General features: G+C 62.1%; 15 protein-coding genes and 1 tRNA gene. 11 read left to right on the forward strand and 5 right to left on the reverse strand.

Annotated features, from left to right (window positions below):
• Window positions 1–2: 2 nt before the first annotated feature.
• From aroC to aroF, 5 genes are read right to left on the reverse strand one after another with little or no spacing between them, the layout of a single operon-like run.
• A complete protein-coding gene (aroC, locus tag PMX72_RS00330; RefSeq protein ID WP_271729029.1) occupies window positions 3–1,100 on the reverse strand; it encodes a chorismate synthase in 1,098 nt (365 codons plus the stop codon).
• Between the two features lies 1 nt (window position 1,101).
• Window positions 1,102–2,421, reverse strand: coding sequence for a 3-phosphoshikimate 1-carboxyvinyltransferase (gene aroA, locus PMX72_RS00335; RefSeq protein WP_271729028.1), 1,320 nt, complete (start codon window positions 2,419–2,421; stop codon window positions 1,102–1,104).
• Complete coding sequence (gene aroB, locus PMX72_RS00340) at window positions 2,415–3,521, reverse strand: 3-dehydroquinate synthase (RefSeq protein WP_271729027.1); 1,107 nt, start codon at window positions 3,519–3,521, stop codon at window positions 2,415–2,417. The genes aroA and aroB overlap by 7 nt, the downstream gene beginning before the upstream one ends.
• Window positions 3,522–3,557: 36 nt before the next feature.
• Window positions 3,558–4,472 (reverse strand): prephenate dehydrogenase, encoded by a 915-nt coding sequence (locus PMX72_RS00345; RefSeq protein WP_271729026.1) that lies wholly within the window; start codon window positions 4,470–4,472, stop codon window positions 3,558–3,560.
• A gap of 3 nt (window positions 4,473–4,475) precedes the next feature.
• The gene (gene aroF, locus PMX72_RS00350; RefSeq protein ID WP_271729025.1) at window positions 4,476–5,498 is read right to left on the reverse strand and encodes a 3-deoxy-7-phosphoheptulonate synthase; all 1,023 of its coding nucleotides are present in this window, start codon (window positions 5,496–5,498) and stop codon (window positions 4,476–4,478) included.
• 204 nt (window positions 5,499–5,702) lie between these two features.
• Between aroF and PMX72_RS00355 the strand changes: the two genes are divergently transcribed.
• From PMX72_RS00355 to PMX72_RS00405, 11 genes are all read left to right on the forward strand, one after another.
• Window positions 5,703–5,779 (forward strand) — tRNA-Arg (locus tag PMX72_RS00355).
• Between the two features lie 76 nt (window positions 5,780–5,855).
• The gene (locus PMX72_RS00360; protein ID WP_271729024.1) at window positions 5,856–8,579 is read left to right on the forward strand and encodes an HAD-IC family P-type ATPase; all 2,724 of its coding nucleotides are present in this window, start codon (window positions 5,856–5,858) and stop codon (window positions 8,577–8,579) included.
• Between the two features lie 103 nt (window positions 8,580–8,682).
• Window positions 8,683–9,825 carry a zinc ribbon domain-containing protein gene (locus PMX72_RS00365; protein ID WP_271729023.1) on the forward strand — a complete coding sequence of 381 codons (1,143 nt, stop codon included), beginning with the start codon at window positions 8,683–8,685 and terminating at the stop codon, window positions 9,823–9,825.
• Between the two features lie 107 nt (window positions 9,826–9,932).
• Window positions 9,933–10,475, forward strand: coding sequence for a peptidylprolyl isomerase (locus PMX72_RS00370; RefSeq protein ID WP_006236059.1), 543 nt, complete (start codon window positions 9,933–9,935; stop codon window positions 10,473–10,475).
• An 11-nt stretch (window positions 10,476–10,486) separates the two neighbouring features.
• Window positions 10,487–11,791 carry a tetratricopeptide repeat protein gene (locus tag PMX72_RS00375; protein ID WP_271729022.1) on the forward strand — a complete coding sequence of 435 codons (1,305 nt, stop codon included), beginning with the start codon at window positions 10,487–10,489 and terminating at the stop codon, window positions 11,789–11,791.
• 127 nt (window positions 11,792–11,918) lie between these two features.
• Entirely contained in the window at window positions 11,919–12,950 is a 1,032-nt protein-coding gene (mreB, locus tag PMX72_RS00380; protein WP_006236061.1) for a rod shape-determining protein, read from the forward strand.
• A 78-nt stretch (window positions 12,951–13,028) separates the two neighbouring features.
• Entirely contained in the window at window positions 13,029–13,970 is a 942-nt protein-coding gene (gene mreC / locus PMX72_RS00385; RefSeq protein ID WP_082421788.1) for a rod shape-determining protein MreC, read from the forward strand.
• A gap of 11 nt (window positions 13,971–13,981) precedes the next feature.
• On the forward strand, window positions 13,982–14,548 hold the full coding sequence (locus PMX72_RS00390) for a rod shape-determining protein MreD (protein WP_118098724.1): 567 nt from the start codon (window positions 13,982–13,984) through the stop codon (window positions 14,546–14,548).
• A gap of 13 nt (window positions 14,549–14,561) precedes the next feature.
• Window positions 14,562–16,631 (forward strand): penicillin-binding protein 2, encoded by a 2,070-nt coding sequence (mrdA, locus tag PMX72_RS00395; RefSeq protein ID WP_271729021.1) that lies wholly within the window; start codon window positions 14,562–14,564, stop codon window positions 16,629–16,631.
• A 9-nt stretch (window positions 16,632–16,640) separates the two neighbouring features.
• Window positions 16,641–17,867 carry an FtsW/RodA/SpoVE family cell cycle protein gene (locus PMX72_RS00400; protein WP_055249988.1) on the forward strand — a complete coding sequence of 409 codons (1,227 nt, stop codon included), beginning with the start codon at window positions 16,641–16,643 and terminating at the stop codon, window positions 17,865–17,867.
• Window positions 17,868–17,885: 18 nt separating this feature from the next.
• Window positions 17,886–18,815, forward strand: coding sequence for a YcjF family protein (locus tag PMX72_RS00405; RefSeq protein ID WP_117800147.1), 930 nt, complete (start codon window positions 17,886–17,888; stop codon window positions 18,813–18,815).
• Window positions 18,816–18,819 lie beyond the last annotated feature (4 nt).

The following is an 18,819-nucleotide window of genomic DNA, read 5'->3' on the forward strand; positions in this document are numbered from 1 at the left end:
TTTTAGCGCTGGGCGGCGTCTTCTAGGAAGGCGTCCCAGATGGCCAGCGCTGCGGCTGCTTCGGCTACGGGGACAGCGCGCGGGACGATGCAGGGATCGTGGCGGCCGTGGACCGAGAGCTCGGCATTTTCCATAGCGTCCATGTCCACCGTCTGCTGCTCGCGGCCAATGGAGGGCGTCGGCTTTACGGCCATGCGCCACATGACGGGCGCGCCGGTCGAAATACCGCCCAGGATGCCGCCGGCGTTGTTGGACTCGACCTCGATCTCGCCGGTCTCGGCATCGATGCGATACGGATCATTGTTCTCGCTGCCGCGCATGGCGGCCACGGCAAAGCCCATGCCAAACTCCACGCCCTTTACGGCTGGAATGCCAAACGCGATTTGCGCGATGCGGTTCTCGATGCCGTCGAACATGGGGTCGCCGATGCCGGCGGGAAGCCCATAGATGCCACATTCCACGATGCCGCCGATGCTGTCGAGCTCGTCGCGCGCGGCCAGAATCTCCTCGCGCATGCGACCCGCGGCTGCGGCATCGATGCAGGGCAGGTCGTTGGTAAGGATCGCCTTGCGGTCGGCCTCGCGATAGACCATGTCGTCCATGGGCAGGTCGGAGATGCCGCCGATCTGCGCGACGTGCGCCATCACGTTAATGCCGCGGGCCTCGAGTGCCTGCAGCGCAATGCCGCCGGCGATGCACAGGGGTGCCGTTAGGCGGCCGGAGAAATGCCCGCCACCGGCGACATCGTGCATGTTGTGATACTTCACGCGCGCAGGGAAGTCCGCATGTCCGGGGCGGGGCTTGCGGCGCAGCTCGGAGTAATCCTTGGAGCGCGTGTTAGTGTTCTCGATAATCGCCGCGACGGGCGCGCCGGTGGTGTGTCCGTCGACCACACCGGCGATGATGTGCACGGCGTCGGCCTCGCGGCGTTTGGTCGCGGTCTCGTCGCGACCGGGGGCACGACGGTCGAGGAAGGCCTGCAGCTGCTCCTGGTCAACAGCGATGCCCGCCGGAATGCCATCGAGGGAGCAGCCGATGGCGGGGGAGTGCGACTGGCCGAAGATGCTTAAGTGCAAGACGTTGCCAAAGGTCGAGGACATGCTATTCCTCCTCGAGTGTGACCTTGCCGCCCAGCAGGCGGTAGTGGTCGAAGAAATCGGGATAGGACTTGTTGACGGCCTCGGCGCCGTGGATCACGACCTCGTCGGTGGCGCGGCTCGCGGCGATAGCGGCCATCATGGCGATGCGATGGTCGTTGTGCGAATCGACCTCGCCGCCGGTGAAGGCATCGACACCCTTGATGATGAGGTCATCGCCGGCAATGCGCACCTGCGCGCCCAGCGCGGTGAGCTCGCGGGTGGTCGTGACCAGGCGGTCGGATTCCTTGATGCGCAGACGGGCGCAATCGCGGATAAAGGTGCGGCCCTGCGCCAGCGAGGCTACGGCCGAGATGACGGGCACCAGGTCAGGAATGTCGTGGGCGCTCATCTCAAAGCCGGCGAGCTTGTCGGACTGCACGGTGGCGGCGTTGGTGGAGCGTACGATGCGGGCGCCAAAGCGCGAAAGCGCGGCGAGCACGTTTCGGTCGCCCTGCGCGGAGCTCAGGGATACGCCCTCCACGGTGATGGGGTCGGCGCCGATAGCGCCGGCGCACAGCCAAAAGGCGGCGTTGGACCAGTCGCCCTCGACAGCAACGCTGCCGGGCGTGCGGTACGAGCCGCTGCTCACGCGGAAGTTCGTGACCTCGGGCTGGCCGTCCTTGGCCGGAATACGCTCGACGTTGACCTCGACGCCAAAGGCCTTCATGGCCTGGATCGTCAGGTTGATGTAGGGACGGCTCTCAATGAGGCCGGTTACCTGCACGCAGGAGGGCTGGGCCAGCAGCGGGGCTGCCAGCAGCAGGCCGGAGATATACTGCGAGCTCACGTTGCCCGGAAGCACAAAGGTGCCCGGGCGCATGCGTCCGCTCGTCTTGAGCGGAAAACCGCCCAGACCCTGTAGGTCGCAGCCGGCGGCGATGATCTCGTCCGAGAGCGGGGAGAGCGGGCGGGCGCCCAAGCGCCCCTGACCCACAAACGTGGCCTCTGCGCCCAGCGCGCAGGCGACGGGCAACATAAAGCGGAGCGTGGAGCCGCTTTCACCGCAGTCAAGCGTGCCGCCGGCAAGGGCCTTGAGCAGGCCAAACTCAACACTCTTCATGGTGGGGTGGACCTGGAAGCCGTCCTCGACGGTTTCAATGCGGGCGCCGAGTGCCGTAAGGCAGCGCACCGTAGCCTCGATGTCGGCGCAGGTGGTGTTGCAGGTGACGTGTGTCTCGCCGTTGGCGAGCGCGGCGCAGATGATGAGGCGATGCGCCATCGACTTGGACGCGATGGCGGGAACGGTGCCCTTGAGTGGGGACGGGGTGATGCGGGCTAGCATGCGGATGCGTCTCCCTTCTGGCCGAGGCCCTCGGCAATGAGTTCGTGGAAAGTGGAAAGTGGCGTGCGGTCGATGCTGCAGCGGCCAATGCCGTGCGGAATCACCAGGTCGATGGTGTCGCCCGCGCGCTTCTTGTCGTGGAGCGCCTCAGCAAAGACGGCATCGGCATCTAGGTCGCAGCGGGTCTTGAGGCCATGGCGGGCGCAGAGTTCCTCAATACGACCGGGCAGTGCGGCATCGCAAACGCCGCGCAGGGCCGCGGCGCGCGTGATGATGCCCATGCCGATCGACACACAGTTGCCGTGTCCGAGCTCAAAGTGCTCGCAGGCCTCGACGGCGTGTCCGGCGCTGTGTCCAAAGTTGAGGAGCTTGCGCTGGTTGGTTTCGCGCTCGTCGGCGACGACCACAGCGCGCTTGATGTCGATATTGCGGGCGATGATGAGCGCTACGCGGGCCACGTCGCGGTTGAGCAGCTCCAGCGTGAGCGGGGTCTTCTCCAGCTCGGCGAAGAGCTCCGGGTCGGCGATCACGGCGTGCTTGACGACCTCGCCGCAGCCGTCAGCGAACTGCTCGGGCGTGAGGGTCGCCAGGCATCCCACGTCGGCGATAACCACGCTTGGCTGCCAAAAGGCGCCGGCCAAGTTCTTGCCGGCAGCCAGGTCGATGGCGGTCTTGCCGCCCACCGACGAATCCACCATGGCGAGCAGGCTCGTCGGGATCTGCACAAACTTGCAGCCGCGCATGTAGGTGGCGGCCACAAAGCCCGCCACGTCGCCCACGACACCGCCGCCGAGTGCCACGATCGCGTCGGAGCGCGAAAGCTCGTGCTCGGCCACAAACTCCAAAATGGCGACATAGGTTTCGGCGCGCTTATGGGCCTCGCCGGCCTCGAAGGTGCAGATGCTCACCTCGTAGCCTGACGCCTCCAGGCTCTGCTTAACGGGCATCTGGTAGAGGGGGCCCACGTTGGTGTCCGTCACGATGACGGCCTTGGTGCCACCGGCGGTGGCGCGGACGAGCGGGCCTGCCTGCTCCAGCAAAAACGTGCCCACATGCACCTGGTAGGGGCGTGCGGTGTCGATATCGATGGTAATCGCCATAAGCTTCGGTCCTTTCGACCTGGCGTGATGGGTGGTCTAGTGGGAGGCCTCGTCGTCGAGTGCGCGCTTGATGCGGTCGCCTTCGGCAAGGAGATTCTCCAGATAGCGCTGGTCGCGATCCTTGAGCGCGCGGCTGTAGGCACCGAGCGAGTCGATGAGGTGGTCGATTTCGAAGGCGAGCGCGTCGGCGTCGTCGATCATGAGCTCGGACCACATCTGCGGGTTGAGGTGCGCCACGCGCGTGAGGTCGCGGTAGCTACCGGCCGAAAAGCCGTGGTGGACCTGGGCGGTCGGGCTCTTGACATAGGCGTTGGACACCACGTGCGCGAGCTGGCTCGTAAAGGCGATTACACGGTCGTGCTCGGCGGCGCTGGTCACGCTGAACTTGCCAAAGCCCAGGGGGCGCACCATCTCGCGCACCTGTCCCAAAAGCTCCAGCTTAAGCGCATCGTCCACCGCGGGCGGCACGAGCACGAGCGGCGCGCCCTGGAACAGGTCGGCGCGGGAGTGTGCATAGCCCGAGTACTGCGTGCCCGCCATGGGGTGCGCGCCCACAAAGTAAAAGCCGTGCTCGCGGGCAAGCTCAAAGGCGCGCTCGCACACGATACCCTTGACGCCCACCGTGTCAATTACCACGGGGCCCATGATGGCCTCGGTATCGGTGGCGTCGGCGAGTGCCTGGGCGTGTGCCTCGAGCCACTCGATGCAGGCTTCGGGGTAGCAAGCCAGGACGATGATGTCGCATTCGCCGAGCGTTTTGTCGTTGAGCTCGCCGGCGACGGTGCCCATGCTGGCGGCCGTCATGACGTCGTCATCGGGGTCCCAGGCCAGCACGCGGACGCCCGCCTGCGCATAGCCGCGGGCAAAGCTGCCGCCGATGAGGCCCAGGCCCACGATGCCGGCGCACTTGGGGCCGCCCTGGTTAACGCGCGCGTTTCTCACCGTACCCATGGGCTACTCCATGGTCTCTTGGAAGACGACCTCGCGGATGGCCCGGATGCGGCGCATGGTGTCGTCGAACTGATCGGGGGTGAGGGCCTGGGCGCCGTCGGACCATGCGCGGCTCGGATCGTCGTGGACCTCGATCTCCAGGCCGTTGGCACCGCAGGCGGTCGCGGCGAGCGCCATGGGCTCGACATAGCGGGTGTAGCCGGTGGCGTGGCTGGGGTCGGCGACGACGGGCAGGTGCGACAGGTGGTGCAGCACCGGCACGGCGTTGAGGTCGAAGGTGTTGCGGGTGCGGGTCTCGAAGGTGCGGATGCCGCGCTCGCACAGGATGACGTTGTCGTTGCCCTCGCTCATGATGTACTCGGCGGCCATGAGTAGCTCATCGATCGTTCCGGACATGCCGCGCTTAAGCAAGATCGGAGTCTTGGTCTTGCCGACCTCTTTGAGCAGAGGGAAGTTCTGGGCGTTGCGGGCGCCGATCTGCATGACGTCGATCTTCTTGTTCAGGAAGACCTGCACGTCGCGCGGGTCCATGATCTCGGTGACGATCGGCATGTCGAGCTCGGCAGACGCCTCGCACAGCAGGTCCAGACCGGCGGGGCCCATGCCCTGGTAGGCGTAAGGGGAAGTGCGGGGCTTGTAGGCACCGCCGCGCAGCATCGTGGCACCGGCGGCCTTCACGCGGCGGGCGATGCGGATGAGGTTCTCGCCCTCGACGGAGCACGGGCCGGCGATGACCTGGAACTGATCGCCGCCGATCTTGACGCCGTGGCCGCAGTCGATGACGGAGTCCTCGGGGTGGAACTTGCGGTTGGCGCGCTTGAACGGCTCGGAGACGCGCTGCACGCGCTCGACGACATCCATGGACTCGAGCAGGAACGGGTCGATCTTGGTCGTGTCGCCCACCAGGCCGATGATGGTCTCGTTCTCGCCGCGTGAGACGTCGGTCTTGAGACCCTTCTTCTCAATCCAGCTGACGATGTGGCTGACGGCCTCGTCGCTGGCGCTCTGCTTTAAAATTGCAATCATGGTGTGCCTCTCACCTCGATGGATAACCCTTGCAAAAACGGCCCGCATCGCGAGCCGTGTATATATGGTGCATGAGAGTTTATACTATCTGATTCGCTTTTGCCTTCTAAAGTGAGCCGTTGCGCCGCGTCTTCCCCGGAATTGCAAAGCTTTTTCTTTTATTTTGATAGCCCGTGGTGCACTTGGGTATAATGCCAACCGTTGGCCCTATTAGCTCAGGGGATTAGAGCGTCTGCCTCCGGAGCAGAAGGCCGTTGGTTCGAATCCAACATGGGGCACCATCGAACGTAAGACCGTCCGAACCCCGCATGGTCCGGGCGGTTTTTCTTATACCGACGCGACGTGATGGGACGTGGTATGGCAGCAACGGATATCGAGCGCGGACTCTCGACCGCCGAGGTCGAGGAGCGCATCGCCGCCGGTAAGATCAACCGCAACATGGAGCTCAAGACCAAGTCGGTCAAAGAGCTCATCATCGAGAACCTCTGCACGCTGTTCAATTTGATCAACGTGATCTTGGCGTTCCTGGTCATTTTGACCGGTTCGTTTAAGAATCTGACGTTCCTGTTCGTGGTGTTCCTCAATACCGCTATTGGCGTCATTCAGTCCATGCGTTCCAAGAAGATGGTCGATAAGCTCACGCTGTTGACCTCTAAGAAGGCCATCGCGGTGCGCGACGGCTCCGAGGTGGAGCTCGACTTGGACCAGATCGTGCTCGACGACATCATCCGCCTGGGGCGCGGCGATCAGATTCCCGCTGACGCCGTGGTGGTTTCGGGCGAGGCGCTCGTGAACGAGAGCTTGCTGACGGGCGAGAGCGACCTTATTAAGAAACAGCCCGGTTCCGAGCTCATGAGCGGCAGCTTTATCGACTCGGGTCTGCTGCGCGCCCGCGTGATCCATGTCGGCGCCGACAACTACGTGGCCAAAATTAATAACGAGGCCAAGTACGTCAAAAAGGTCAATTCCGAGATCATGAGCGCGTTTAATGCCATCGTGCGCTTTGCGAGCATCATCATGATCCCGCTCGGTTTGGCGTTGTTTGTCTCGAGTGTGAGCGAGCTGTGGGATGCCGCGGGAACCCCGGGCGATAGCGCGCTTTCGTGGTGCTTCTCCGAGCTGTTGGCTGGTCATGTGCCTTCGTCGGCGCTGCTGTCCACGGTGGGCGCCCTGCTGGGCATGATCCCGCAAGGCCTGGTGCTGCTGACCTCGTCGGTGCTCGCCATCGCCACGGTGCGCCTGGCCCGCCGCAAGGTGCTGGCGCAGCAGCTCTACTGCATCGAGACGCTCGCTCGCGTCGACGTGCTGTGCCTGGACAAGACGGGTACCATTACCTCGGGTCGTATGGAGGTCGAGGGCACGTATCCGCTGCCGATCGAGGGCTTTGGCATGGGTGCGGGGGAGGGCGAAGCCACCGTTCCCGTTGATACCACGGTGCTCGATTTTGCTCTGGCTAACGTGGCGCGTGCGACTTCGGCCGATGCCAACGAGACCTGCCAGGCGCTGCTCAACTATTACGCCGATCGCCCGGTCGAGGTGTCCGAGCCGCTGTCGGTCATTCCGTTCTCGTCCTCCAAAAAGTGGAGCGGCGCGTCGTTTGCGCAGGGCTCCTATGTGATGGGTGCGGCGCAGTTTGTGCTCTCTGATCGTGCGTTTGCCCAGGTCGAGAACCGTGTCGTCGAGCTTGCCGATACCTGCCGCGTGCTCGTGGTGGCGAGCGTAGACGGCTTTACGCCCGATGGCGATATGGTGGGCGAGGCCGAGCCCGTGGGCTTTGTGACCATCCGCGACGAGATTCGTACCTCGGCGGCCGAGACCATCGGCTACTTTAACGAGCAGGGCGTGACCCTTAACGTGATCAGTGGCGACGACCCGCGTACGGTGTCGTCGATCGCGCGCGTGGTGGGCGTGCCAGGGGCGGACGCTTATGTGGACGCCACGACGCTCGATACGCCGGCCAAGCTCGATGCCGCAGTGGACCGCTACCATGTCTTTGGTCGTGTGACCCCGCAGCAGAAGCGTGAGCTCGTGCAGGCGCTCAAGCGCCGCGAGCACACCGTGGCCATGACGGGCGACGGCGTCAACGACGTGCTGGCGCTCAAGGAGGCCGACTGCTCCGTGGCTATGGCGGCCGGCTCCGATGCCGCGCGCAACGTGGCCGAGATCGTGCTCGTCGACAACGACTTTGCCTCGATGCCCGCCGTGGTGGCCGAGGGCCGTCGCTCCATCAACAACCTGCAGCGTTCGGCCTCGCTGTTCCTGACTAAGACGCTGTTCTCGATGGGCCTGGCGGCACTGTGCATCGCGCTGCCGCCGTACCCTTTCGAGCCGATTCAGATGACGCTCATCAACTTCTTCTGCATCGGCGCGCCGGGCTTTGTGTTGGGCCTGGAGCCCAACAATGCTCGCGTGAAGGGGTCGTTCCTGACGAACGTGCTCAAGCGGGCACTGCCGGCGTCGATTGCGGTCATTTTGGCCGCGGCGCTCGATATCTTTGTGGCGCGCGTGTTTGGCTTTAACCAGCTCACGCTGTCTACGATGTGCCTGCTTACTTCGTGCGCGGCGAGTGTCAGCCTGATCTGGCGTATCTCGCAGCCCCTCACGCCCTTGCGTGTGGCGCTCTTTGTGTTTGTAGTCGTCGGCATTCTGACGGGCGTTATCGGATTCCCGAAGCTGCTGTCTATTGCCAACCTGTCGATGGGCCAGATGGTTATCTTGGCTGTCATCGTGGTCTTTACCTGCTCGGTGTTCTTTAAGCTCGCCACGATGATGGATTCGCTCAAGCCGCGTCGTCGTCATGCCGCAACTGGTTTTGGCCGCGGTGTGCGCGTCCGCTTGGGTCGCGGTGGCGGCAAGGTGAGCTCGACGGGTTCGACGGCGGAGCGTTTTGCCAAGCGCGTCGCCGCCGACATGGCACAGCGCCGCGAAGCTCGCACCGTTCGCGAGGCCGAGGTCCGCGCACTCGAGGGCGTGGCCCAGGCCCAGCCCAAGAAAAAGAAGGGTAGCGGAGCCAAGCGCTCTCGCGTAACCAAGTCCGCCCAAGGCATCAAAGTCTCGATGCCAAGTAAAAAGAAGAAGTAACTACGCGCTCTGGCGATGTTGAATTGGTGCCTTGCTCCTGTGGGGCCGTGGCGATGTTATGCTCTAACCTCGATTGTTTGAATTGCTTCGAAAAGAGGATGCCGTGATCTGCCCGCATTGCCTTAAGACTATCGAGGACGGCGCCTCGTTTTGTCCCTACTGCAACGCCTACGTCGGCCCGGGCGACGGTCCCGAGCACACCGAGTTCGTGTTCTGCGAGGGCTGCGGTGCCCGTCTTTCTCCGCATGATCGTACGTGCCCCAAATGCGGACGCCCCGCTCCGGGTATCCTCTCCGAGGACGCGGCCGCATCCGACCTTGCTGCGGGCCGCACGGCAGGCTTTCCGCGCCTAACGCAAGAGCAGATCGATACCGAGGTGCCGCATGCGCCGGCCTCTGCCGCTGCGGTGCTTTCGGACGCCGCCGACCCCAATGAGACCTGTGTGCTGCCGGCTTTCGATAAGGATTTCGGTATCCCCAAGGTCGATATTCCCACGCCCGTTTCTCTGCATGACGATGCTCAAAAACCCAAGCGCAAGGTGCACCCCGACGAGGACGCCTATCACAAGCACAAGCGCCATATCCCCAAGCCGCTCATTATCATTGCGGTCCTCGCCGTCGTTTGCGGCGGTGCCTATTGGTTCGTGACGACCGATCCCATGGGCGTTATGCCTGGCTTCTACGACCAGTTTGGCCAGGCTGCGCAGACGACCTTCCCCACGCGCCAAAAGGGCGAGGCGACCGAGGACGATACCAAGCAGGACGATTCTGCCGAGGTGGTCCAGGAAGAAACCGTGCTCACCGATGATCAGCTCTATACCAGGCTCGACGGTCTGTATCAGACCATCGTGTCCTACGGTGACGAGGACCAGATTGGCGAGGTCATCGATTCCTTTAACAACGGTTATCTCCGAACGCCGCTGTCCACCCGTCAGGAGCTGTCGCAGAGTGCCTACGCCCTGCGCGACCAGATCAAAAAGACGCAAGATGAGCTCAACAACCTTAAGTATCAGGACGATACGGTCTATGCGGATGACATCGCCCACTTAAAGCAGCTTGCCGAGTGGATGTACGAGCGTGTCGACGTGATCTGTCAGAGCTGGGACATCTCGCTGGCCATTCCCGATGGTGAGTCGATGAGTTCCCACCAAAGCGATATCCTGGCGCCCATCGCGCAGGGCGGCAACAGCGCACTGAACCAGTACGACGCCAATGTGGGTTCCTGGAAGCCGCAGCAGCGTTCCTAAAATTAGTTCGCCATAGTCGGCATAACCTACGTGCGCAATTGATGTAAGCGCATGCTTATTGCTACAATTCGTACAAATATGCTTTAAACGCACGAGGAAGGAACCACATGTTTGGTTTTAAGAAAGAGCTCTACACGCCCGAGTATCAGCTTGCCGGCGACGAGTGCGCCGTTATCGAGACGTCGAAGGGTACCATCAAGGTCAAGTTTGACGGTGAGGGCGCTCCCATTCATGTCGCGAACTTCTGCGAGCTTTCCACGATGGGTTTCTACGATGGCCTTAAGTTCCATCGCTATGTGCCCGGCTTTGTCATTCAGGGCGGCGACCCCAATACCCGCGATATGTCCGGCGCCGACGTCGCTGCCGGTCTTGAGGGCCCTGACGGCATGCCCGGTACCGGTGGTCCCGGCTACTGCATCAAGGGCGAGTTTGCCACCAATCCGCGCAACAGCCATGTCGATGGTGCCCTTGCCATGGCACGCTCCATGGACCCCGATTCCGCGGGTTCGCAGTTCTACTTCTGCCTGGGTGCCCAGCATAACCTCGATTCCGGTTACACCGTCTTTGGTACCACGGTCGAGGGTCTCGATGTGATTTCGCAGCTGCGTGCCGGCGACGAGATCGTCCATGTCGAGATCGTTCACGAGTAAAGGGGACTTCCTTGAATAGCCAGCTGATCCAACAGGGCCGCGCCGCTTACCGCGCGGGTGATTTTTCCGCTGCAGCCCAGATGCTTGGGGCGGCAAAAACTCCCGATGAGATTATGGGCGAGGCCGATCACCTTCGTGGCAACGCCTTGATGCACCTGGGCATGTATGCCGAGGCCGCCGAGGCCTATGCCGCCGCCCTCAACGACGGCACCTATGGCAAGCGCGGCGCACTGCTCACCAACCGCGGAAAGGCTCTCGCCGCCGTGGGCGACTACACGACGGCCGCTCAGGCGTTTTCTGCCGCTACGCAGGACGCTTCCTATGCCACGCCGTTCAAGGCCTATCTCGGCCTGGGTAACGCGCTGTTCCAGTCGGGCGACTATGCCAACGCGGGTACTGCCTTCCGTCAAGCTGCCATCGACGGCGCCAATCCGGCTCCTGCCGCCGCACTCGGCGAGCTCGGTCGTTGCTTCATTAAGCTCGGCCGTCCGGCGGATGCCGTGGAGACCTACCGCACGGCTATCGACTTTGCCGGCCCCCGCGACGACACGCGTGCGCTCAATGCCGGCATGGGTCAGGCGCTTTCTGCCGCCGGCCGTCCCTCCGACGCACTCGACGCCTTTAACGCCGCTACTGCCGATGGCATCTACCAGCTCACTTCCGAGCAGGCCGATGAGCTTGCCCGCGTGCATGATTCGCTTGCCGCACTGTCTGCCCAGACGGCTATGGTCACGGCTCCGGCGCCCGCGATGGACGCTCCTGCCGTCGATCCGCTCGATCCTACGGGCGCGACCGGTCAGTTTATGCCCGATCCCTCGGACACCGGCTTCTTTACGCTGTCCGAGTCCGAGATGGTCCAGCAGGACCGTCAGGATCGTAAGCAGGCCAAGGTCCGTCGTCGCCATCGCCACACGGGTCTCAAAGTCTTCATCGTGCTGCTTCTGCTCATTTTGATTGCTGCGGGCGGTCTGGGCTTTGCCTACACGCGCGGCTTTGGCTTCCCCTCGCAGGAGTCGGTTATCACCGATCTGTTCCAGGCTGCCGGCGACGGTGACACCGCAAAGGCCGAGTCTTGCCTGGCCTCGAGTCTGTCCGAGGACGCCAAGTCGATGATCATCTCCTCGATTCCGCAGGGCGCCACCGTGTCCGTCGAGGGCATGGATCAGTCCATGACCGAGACGAGCGCCAAGGTCAAGGCTTCGCTGTCCAAGGGCGGCGAGCAGGAGTACACCGTCAAATTCGTGCGCTCCGACAATCATATCGGCTGGGCCGTTTCCTCGCTCGATATGGATTTCTCGGCTGCTGACAACCAGTAGTGACCTTATGGGATTTAGCTTTGCCCGGCGCTTCACCGCAAGTGAGGTGCCGGGCTTGCGCTAGTATCATGAGCTAGTAGTTTTCCAGCAATCATCCAACACATCAGGAGTTGCGTTGTTTTCTTTGATGGATATGTTCTTCGGTAGCTATGCGGGCGATCTTGCCATCGACCTCGGCACCGCAAATACGCTTGTCTCCGTGCGCGGCAAGGGCATCGTCATCCGCGAGCCCTCCGTCGTCGCCATCGACAAGAACGACGAGCGCATCCTGGCGGTCGGTATCGAGGCAAAGCGCATGCTCGGCCGTACGCCCGGCAACATTGTGGCCGTTCGTCCCCTGAAGGACGGCGTCATCGCCGACTTCGACGTTACCGAGGCCATGCTTCGCTACTTTATCGACAAGGCGTCCGAGAAGCGCTATCCGTGGACTCCGCGTCCGCGTGTTGTCGTCTGCGTTCCCTCCGGCGTCACGTCGGTCGAGAAGCGCGCTGTCTTTGAGGCCACGATCCAGGCCGGCGCTCGCCAGGCCTACCTGATCGAGGAGCCCATGGCTGCTGCTATCGGCGCCGACCTGCCCGTCGAGGAGCCCACCGGCTCCATGGTCATCGACATCGGTGGCGGTACCACCGAGGTCGCTGTTATCGCTATGGGCGGCATCGTCGTCTCGCAGTCCATCCGTATTGCCGGCGACGAGTTCGATCAGGCCATCCTCACACACGTTCGCGATGCCTACAACCTGGCCATCGGCGAGCGTACGGCAGAGGACATCAAGATCAAGGTCGGCTCCGCCGTGCCGCTCAAGGACGAGCTCGACGTCGAGGTCAACGGCCGCGACGTGATCACGGGTCTGCCCAAGACCGTGCGCATCGAGAGCGAGGAGATTCGTCGCGCGCTCAACAAGCCGCTCGACGAGATGGCCAAGGCCGTTAAAGACGCCCTCGATGCCACGCCGCCCGATCTTGCCTCTGACCTTATGTACTATGGCATATTGCTGACCGGTGGCGGCGCGCTGCTGCGCGGTCTCGACGTGCGCCTGCGCGATGAGACCGGCGTTTCGGTCAACGTCAGCCCCACGGCACTCGATAACGTCGTTAACGGCTGCGCCCGCGTGCTCGAGGCCAATGCGTTTGATGGCGGCTTCGTCCAGACCAATGCTTAATTTCCAAAAGGTGGATTCCATTTGGCACGATCTTCGGGTTTCTCCACAAATCTGAATACCAAGCGACAATCAACGGGTATGCGCCCGTTGATTGTTTTCAGCCTGATTTCGGTGTTGCTGCTCACGTTTTACATCCGCGAGGGCGAGGCAGGACCGATTCATGCCGTGCGTTCGGGCGTAACGACGATTACCTCGCCGGTGCGCTTTGTGGGTTCGGCTGTGGCGGCTCCCTTCAATGCGATCGGCAACGTGTTCTCTAACCTTACGGCGTCGCAGGACACGCTTGACGAGCTTAAGAAGCAAAACGAGGAACTGACCTCTAAGGTTGCTGAGCTCTCCGAGGCTCAAAAGACCGCTGAGCGTCTGGAGGGGCTGGTCGGCCTGCAGTCGACCTACAACCTCAAATCGACCGCAGCTCGTATCGTTGGTGCCTCGGGCGATGCCTGGACCTCGACCGTCACGATTGATAAGGGTTCTGCCGACGGGCTTACCATCAACATGCCTGTGACGAGTTCGGCCGGTGTTATCGGCCAGATTATCGAGGTATCGGCCAAAACGTCTACCGTGCGCTTGATTGGCGACGAGAACTCGGGCGTGTCCGCCATGGTGCAGGACACGCGCGCCCAGGGCATGCTGCAGGGTCAGGCTGACGGCACGCTGCGTCTTGAGTACGTGAGCGTCGACTCCGATGTTAAGGTTGGCGACATCATCGTGACCTCGGGCATCGGTGGCGTGTTCCCCAAGGGTCTACCGCTCGGCACCGTCTCGTCGGTTGAGAAATCGGCAAACGATGTGTACTACACCATTGTGGTGCGCGCTCAGACGACGGCCGAGAACAACGAGGAAGTGCTGGTCATTACCTCGCTGACCGACGAACAGTCGGCCTCGGATGAGGACGTGAGCACGGCCAACAGCACGCCGCAGGGAACGTCGCGCGATGCTGCGACCAAGACGAAGGACGAGAGCTCGGATGACAGTTCCGACACGTCCGAGACGACCGATTCCGGCTCGAGCGAATAGGGGGCATGTCCATGGATCTACACGAGCAGGGGATGAGCTCCCGCACGTTTGTGATCGCCGCCATTGTGTGCGTGCTGCTGCAGGCAGGCCTGGCACCGCAGATCTCCATTGCGGGCGGTCGCGTCAACTTCATGATTATCCTGGTGTGCCTAAGCGTGTTCTCGGGCGACCCGACCCGTGCCGTCGTGTGCGGTTTTTGCAGCGGCTTGTTCTATGACCTGTCCGCTGCCGTGCCGGTGGGCGTTATGTCGCTTCTGCTGACCGTGGGTTCTTTTGCCCTGGTGCACAGCGCCGTCGGTCAGACGGGCGGTACCCCGAGTGCGCGCGGCGTCACTGTGGGCGCCTTTGCGCTCGTCATTAATGTGATCTACAGCATCATCTTGCTGTTTATGGGTTTGGAGACGAGCTTTGTCGTAGCGATCTTCGGCCATGCGCTGCCGTCCTCGATCCTGACGGGTCTGGTTGCCATTCCGTTTTTGATGTCCGGCGTCGTGCCGCAGTCCGGCTATGGATTCTCCGCACGTGGCGGACGCCAGGCGGGTATGCGCTTTAAGCCCAAGACCCGCAAGCTCAAATAGGGGAGGCCCGTAGATGTCTTCCCAGTTGACGGTTATTATCGCCGGTATCGTGCTGGTTGTGGCCATCGTGGTCGCGCTGGTCATCATGCGTCGCGGCGATTCCCGTTTTACCTACGATACGCAGCATGGAACGGCCCCGCGCGCCACCGAGGGCGAGGGCAATACCGCGGCGACCGCCTTTAAGGGCCGCTTTTCCATCCTCACCACGGGTGTGGGCGCGATGTTTGCGGCGCTCGCCGTCAAGCTGTGGGGCATGCAGATGGTCTCGTCGGACTATTACGAGAAACAGGCCAATAGTAATCAGACTCGCACCGTTACAACACCCGCTGTGCGCGGTCGCATCCTCGACCGCAATGGCGTGGCGCTTGTCCAGAACCGTCCCTCACTGGCTGTCGTGGCCTACCGCGACCTTGCCGAGGATGAGGTTCTGGTTCGCCATCTTGCCAACGTGCTTGGAATGCCTTACGTGGCGGTCCTTCGCAATATTCAGGACAATACAGAGGGCGCCCAGAGCCTGCATACCATCGCGACGGACGTCCGTCGCTCCACGGTTGCCTATATTCAGGAGCATGCCGGCGAGTTCCCGGGCGTCAAGATTGCCGAGCGTACCGAGCGCCAGTATCCATATGGCGAGACGGCATGTCATATCTTGGGCTATACCGGCACCATTACCTCCGAGCAGCTCGAGGCCCAGAATAAGAAAACCTCTGGCGATGATGATGCTTCTGCTGGCAAGATTACGTACCAGTCGGGCGATATCGTGGGCCAGGCGGGCGTTGAGAGCTACTACGAAAACCTGCTGCAGGGTATTCGTGGCGAGCAGACCGTCAAGGTCGATGCCTCGGGCAATGTGACCGGTCAGGCCGGCGCCGTGCCCGCGAAGGCCGGCTCCGACATTAAGCTCACGCTCGACCTTAAGATCCAGCAGGCCTGTGAGACGGCGCTGGCGAGCGCTATCGAGCTTGCCAAGACCACTGGCTACAGCAATGCCGGCAACGGCGCTGTGGTGTGTCTCGATCCCAACAATGGCGAGATCTTGGGCATGGCGAGCGAGCCCAAGTTCGATCCGTCCGTCTTTATCGGTGGCGTCTCAAACGACGTGTGGACCGAGCTCAATGATGACAAGGGTTCGCACCCGCTGCTCAACCGCGCCATTAGCGGACAGTACATGTCGGCCTCGACCATCAAGCCGCTCTCGGCGCTGGCCGGTCTTGAGTTTGGAACCTACACTTCAACGCAGACAACCAACTGCACGGGCTATTGGACGGGCCTGGGCAAGGCTTGGGGCAAGCGCTGCTGGCTGACGTCTGGCCACGGCACCATGACGCTGCAGTCGGGTATCGCCAACTCGTGCGACCCTGTCTTCTACGACATGGGCAAGGCGTTCTTTTATGACGAGCAACATCCCGAGGGCCTGCAGGAGGTTTTTCGTCGCTGGGGTCTAGGCAAGACCTGCGGTATCGATCTGCCGAGTGAGGGCGCGGGCCGTATTCCCGATGCCGAGTGGAAAGAGTCGTACTTTACCGACGCCTCTGCCGAGGACCGCAAGTGGAATGCCGGCGATATGACCAACATTGCCATCGGCCAGGGCGACATTTTGGTGACGCCTCTGCAGATGGCATGCGCCTACATGGGCCTTGCCAACGGCGGTAAGCAGTACGTGCCTCACGTGTTTTTGTCTGCCGTGTCGCGCGATGGCGACGGCGATGCCTATAAGTACAACGGCAAAGGCAAGAAGAAGCGCTTGGAGGCCAAGATCAACAGCGATTCGGATTTGGCTCTTGTTCGCAACGGCATGCACGACGTGATTTACACGGCATCGACGTCCCTGGCGGCTCACTTTGGCACCCTGACGCCGCAGGTATACGGCAAGTCGGGCACGGGCGAGAAAAGCGGCGAGGACGAATACGCGTGGTTCTGCGCCTATGCGCCGGCCGATGATCCCAAGTATGTCATCGCTACTGTCCTGGAGCAGGGCGGCGGTGGCTCAGATACCGCGATGCATGTCGTGCGCGACGTGCTCGGCGCGATTTATGACGAGCCCGATACCTCTTCGGCCTCGGGCGATTCTTCGGTTCGATAGGAGGTTGCGATGGATTTTTCTCCGGCGGATCTGTTCCGTTCAACCAAGACCGGCTCTCGCAGCAGCCTGGACCGCGTCAACAAGCAACTTTCGGCCTCGCGCGGTACGTTTCGCCAAAAGGTGCATATCGGTGTGCTGCTGGCTACCGTCGCGCTCGTTGCCTATGGCGCCATCATTATTTGGTCGGCGTCACAGTTTAAGGCCGACGCCTCATTCTCGCGCCACCTGCTGGGCATTGGCATTGGCGCGGTGCTTGCGGTGCTCGTCTGGCGTACCGATCTGCGCGGCATCTCTAACTTCTCGACGGCGCTGCTCGTCATTGACCTTATTGTGATCTTCTCGCCCAAGATTCCGGGCCTGTCCTATACGGGCGGTCTGGGCATGACGGGCTGGATCAAGATTCCCGGTATCGGCTTGACATTCCAGCCGGTTGAGCTTGCCAAGCTCATCACCATCTTCTTTATCGCCACGCTTGGCTCGCAGTATAACGGCCGCATCGATACCGTTCGCGACTACGTCAAGCTCTGCGGCATGCTGTCCATTCCGTTTTTGGCCGTCGTCGCCATGGGCGACCTGGGCTCGGGCCTGGTCGTGCTGGTCTCGGGCGCCATCGTCATCTGCATGAGCGGTGCACGCCGCGAATGGGTGCTGTCGACCCTGGCCCTGCTCGTGGGCCTGGTGGCCCTCGTCCTGGCGCTCGATTCGGTCTTTGATTCGTTGCTCGGCCACGATGTGCTCATCAAGCAGTATCAGATGAACCGTCTGACGGTCTTTATCGACCCCGATAATGCCGATTCGGACGATGCCTACAACCTGCAGCAGTCGCTTATCGCCGTTGGCTCGGGCGGCTTCTTTGGTAAGGGTTTGGGCCATGCGACGCAGTCGGCCGGCGGCTTTCTGCCCGAGTTCCACACCGACTTCGTCTTCGCCTTCCTGTCCGAGACCTTTGGCTTTTGCGGTTCCTTTTTGCTCCTGTGCCTCTACGTGCTGCTGATCTTTTCGACGATTCGCGTCGCCTTTAAGTGTGAGTCGCTGTTCTTGCGCCTATCGTGTGTGGGCATCGTTGGCATGTGGGCGTTCCAGACCTTCGAAAACATCGGCATGTGCATCGGCATGATGCCGATTACCGGTATTCCGCTACCGTTTATTAGCTTCGGTTCGTCTTCGATGATGATTCAGCTGCTGACGGTGGGTATCGTACAATCCATATGGCGGCATCGTTCGGGCGCCGCGTAACCGCTGGAGGGGTTTGCTATGAAAATTCCCGTAGATAAGCTGACGCGCGCTTTTAAGATGGGCGCGTCCGTTAAGAAGGATTCCGATACGCCGGTGCGCGTCTCGGTCTATTTGGATTCGTCCGCCTCGCGCTTTCTGGCCGAGACGGTGCGTGACGCCTTTGTACCGCAGACGACCTCGGGCATTGTGCGCGTCGAGCGTCTGGGGGAGGAGCGAATTGCTCCAAAGACCGATACCGATGTGGTGCTGGTGCTCTCGTGCGGCTCCGACCGCTTGGAGAGTGCCGTGCAGGAGCTCGTGATCGCCGGCGCCCCCGTGTGCGTGCTTGCCGAGTCTGCTGTGGAGGTGCCGTTTATCGAGGAGTCCACGCCTGTGCTCGGCGTGGTAGCGGCAACCGATAAGACGTATCTGCTCGAGACGCTTGCCCGCTGGATTCTCGATCGCACCGAAAAGGAAACGGCTTTTGCGGCGAACTTTGCCTTCATGCGCATCGCGGCGGCCAATCGTATCATCACCTCGTGCGCGCTCACCAATATGGCGACCGGTGCGCTGGTGTTTTTGCCGGGCGCCGATTATCCCGTTATGGCGCTGGCGCAGGTGGGCATGCTCTTTGAGCTCGCTGCCGTCTTTGGACGCGGCATTAAGCCTGAGCGCGGCTACGAGGTCGCGGGCGTGCTTGTCGGCGGTCTTGTGATCCGCGCGGTCACCCGCGCGCTCGTCAAGCAGACGCCGCATATTGGGTTTGCCGTCAAGGCGCTCACTGCTGCCGCGGGCACCTATGGCATGGGCCGTGCGCTCGTTTCGCTCTACGAGCGCGATGTCGACTACAGCCGTGCCAACGAGGTGGTTACTGCCACGTTCTCCCGCGTTCGCGATCTGGTGACCACGGTCGCGGGCGCTACCCGTCCTATGGCGTCCTATCAGGACGCATCCGATCTCGCTGCTTAGGGGT

Origin of the sequence: Collinsella aerofaciens (assembly GCF_028207065.1) — a bacterium.
GTDB lineage: Bacteria > Actinomycetota > Coriobacteriia > Coriobacteriales > Coriobacteriaceae > Collinsella > Collinsella aerofaciens_AR.

Coding starts and splice junctions, on each gene's coding strand:
- mreC (WP_082421788.1), top strand. CDS start 13,029: ATGCGCCCGTTGATTGTTTTCAGCCTGATTTCGGTGTTGCTGCTCACG.
- PMX72_RS00400 (WP_055249988.1), top strand. CDS start 16,641: ATGGATTTTTCTCCGGCGGATCTGTTCCGTTCAACCAAGACCGGCTCT.
- aroC (WP_271729029.1), bottom strand. CDS start 1,100: ATGTCCTCGACCTTTGGCAACGTCTTGCACTTAAGCATCTTCGGCCAG.
- mrdA (WP_271729021.1), top strand. CDS start 14,562: ATGTCTTCCCAGTTGACGGTTATTATCGCCGGTATCGTGCTGGTTGTG.
- aroA (WP_271729028.1), bottom strand. CDS start 2,421: ATGCTAGCCCGCATCACCCCGTCCCCACTCAAGGGCACCGTTCCCGCC.
- PMX72_RS00360 (WP_271729024.1), top strand. CDS start 5,856: ATGGCAGCAACGGATATCGAGCGCGGACTCTCGACCGCCGAGGTCGAG.
- mreB (WP_006236061.1), top strand. CDS start 11,919: ATGGATATGTTCTTCGGTAGCTATGCGGGCGATCTTGCCATCGACCTC.
- PMX72_RS00390 (WP_118098724.1), top strand. CDS start 13,982: ATGGATCTACACGAGCAGGGGATGAGCTCCCGCACGTTTGTGATCGCC.
- PMX72_RS00370 (WP_006236059.1), top strand. CDS start 9,933: ATGTTTGGTTTTAAGAAAGAGCTCTACACGCCCGAGTATCAGCTTGCC.
- aroF (WP_271729025.1), bottom strand. CDS start 5,498: ATGATTGCAATTTTAAAGCAGAGCGCCAGCGACGAGGCCGTCAGCCAC.
- aroB (WP_271729027.1), bottom strand. CDS start 3,521: ATGGCGATTACCATCGATATCGACACCGCACGCCCCTACCAGGTGCAT.
- PMX72_RS00345 (WP_271729026.1), bottom strand. CDS start 4,472: ATGGGTACGGTGAGAAACGCGCGCGTTAACCAGGGCGGCCCCAAGTGC.
- PMX72_RS00405 (WP_117800147.1), top strand. CDS start 17,886: ATGAAAATTCCCGTAGATAAGCTGACGCGCGCTTTTAAGATGGGCGCG.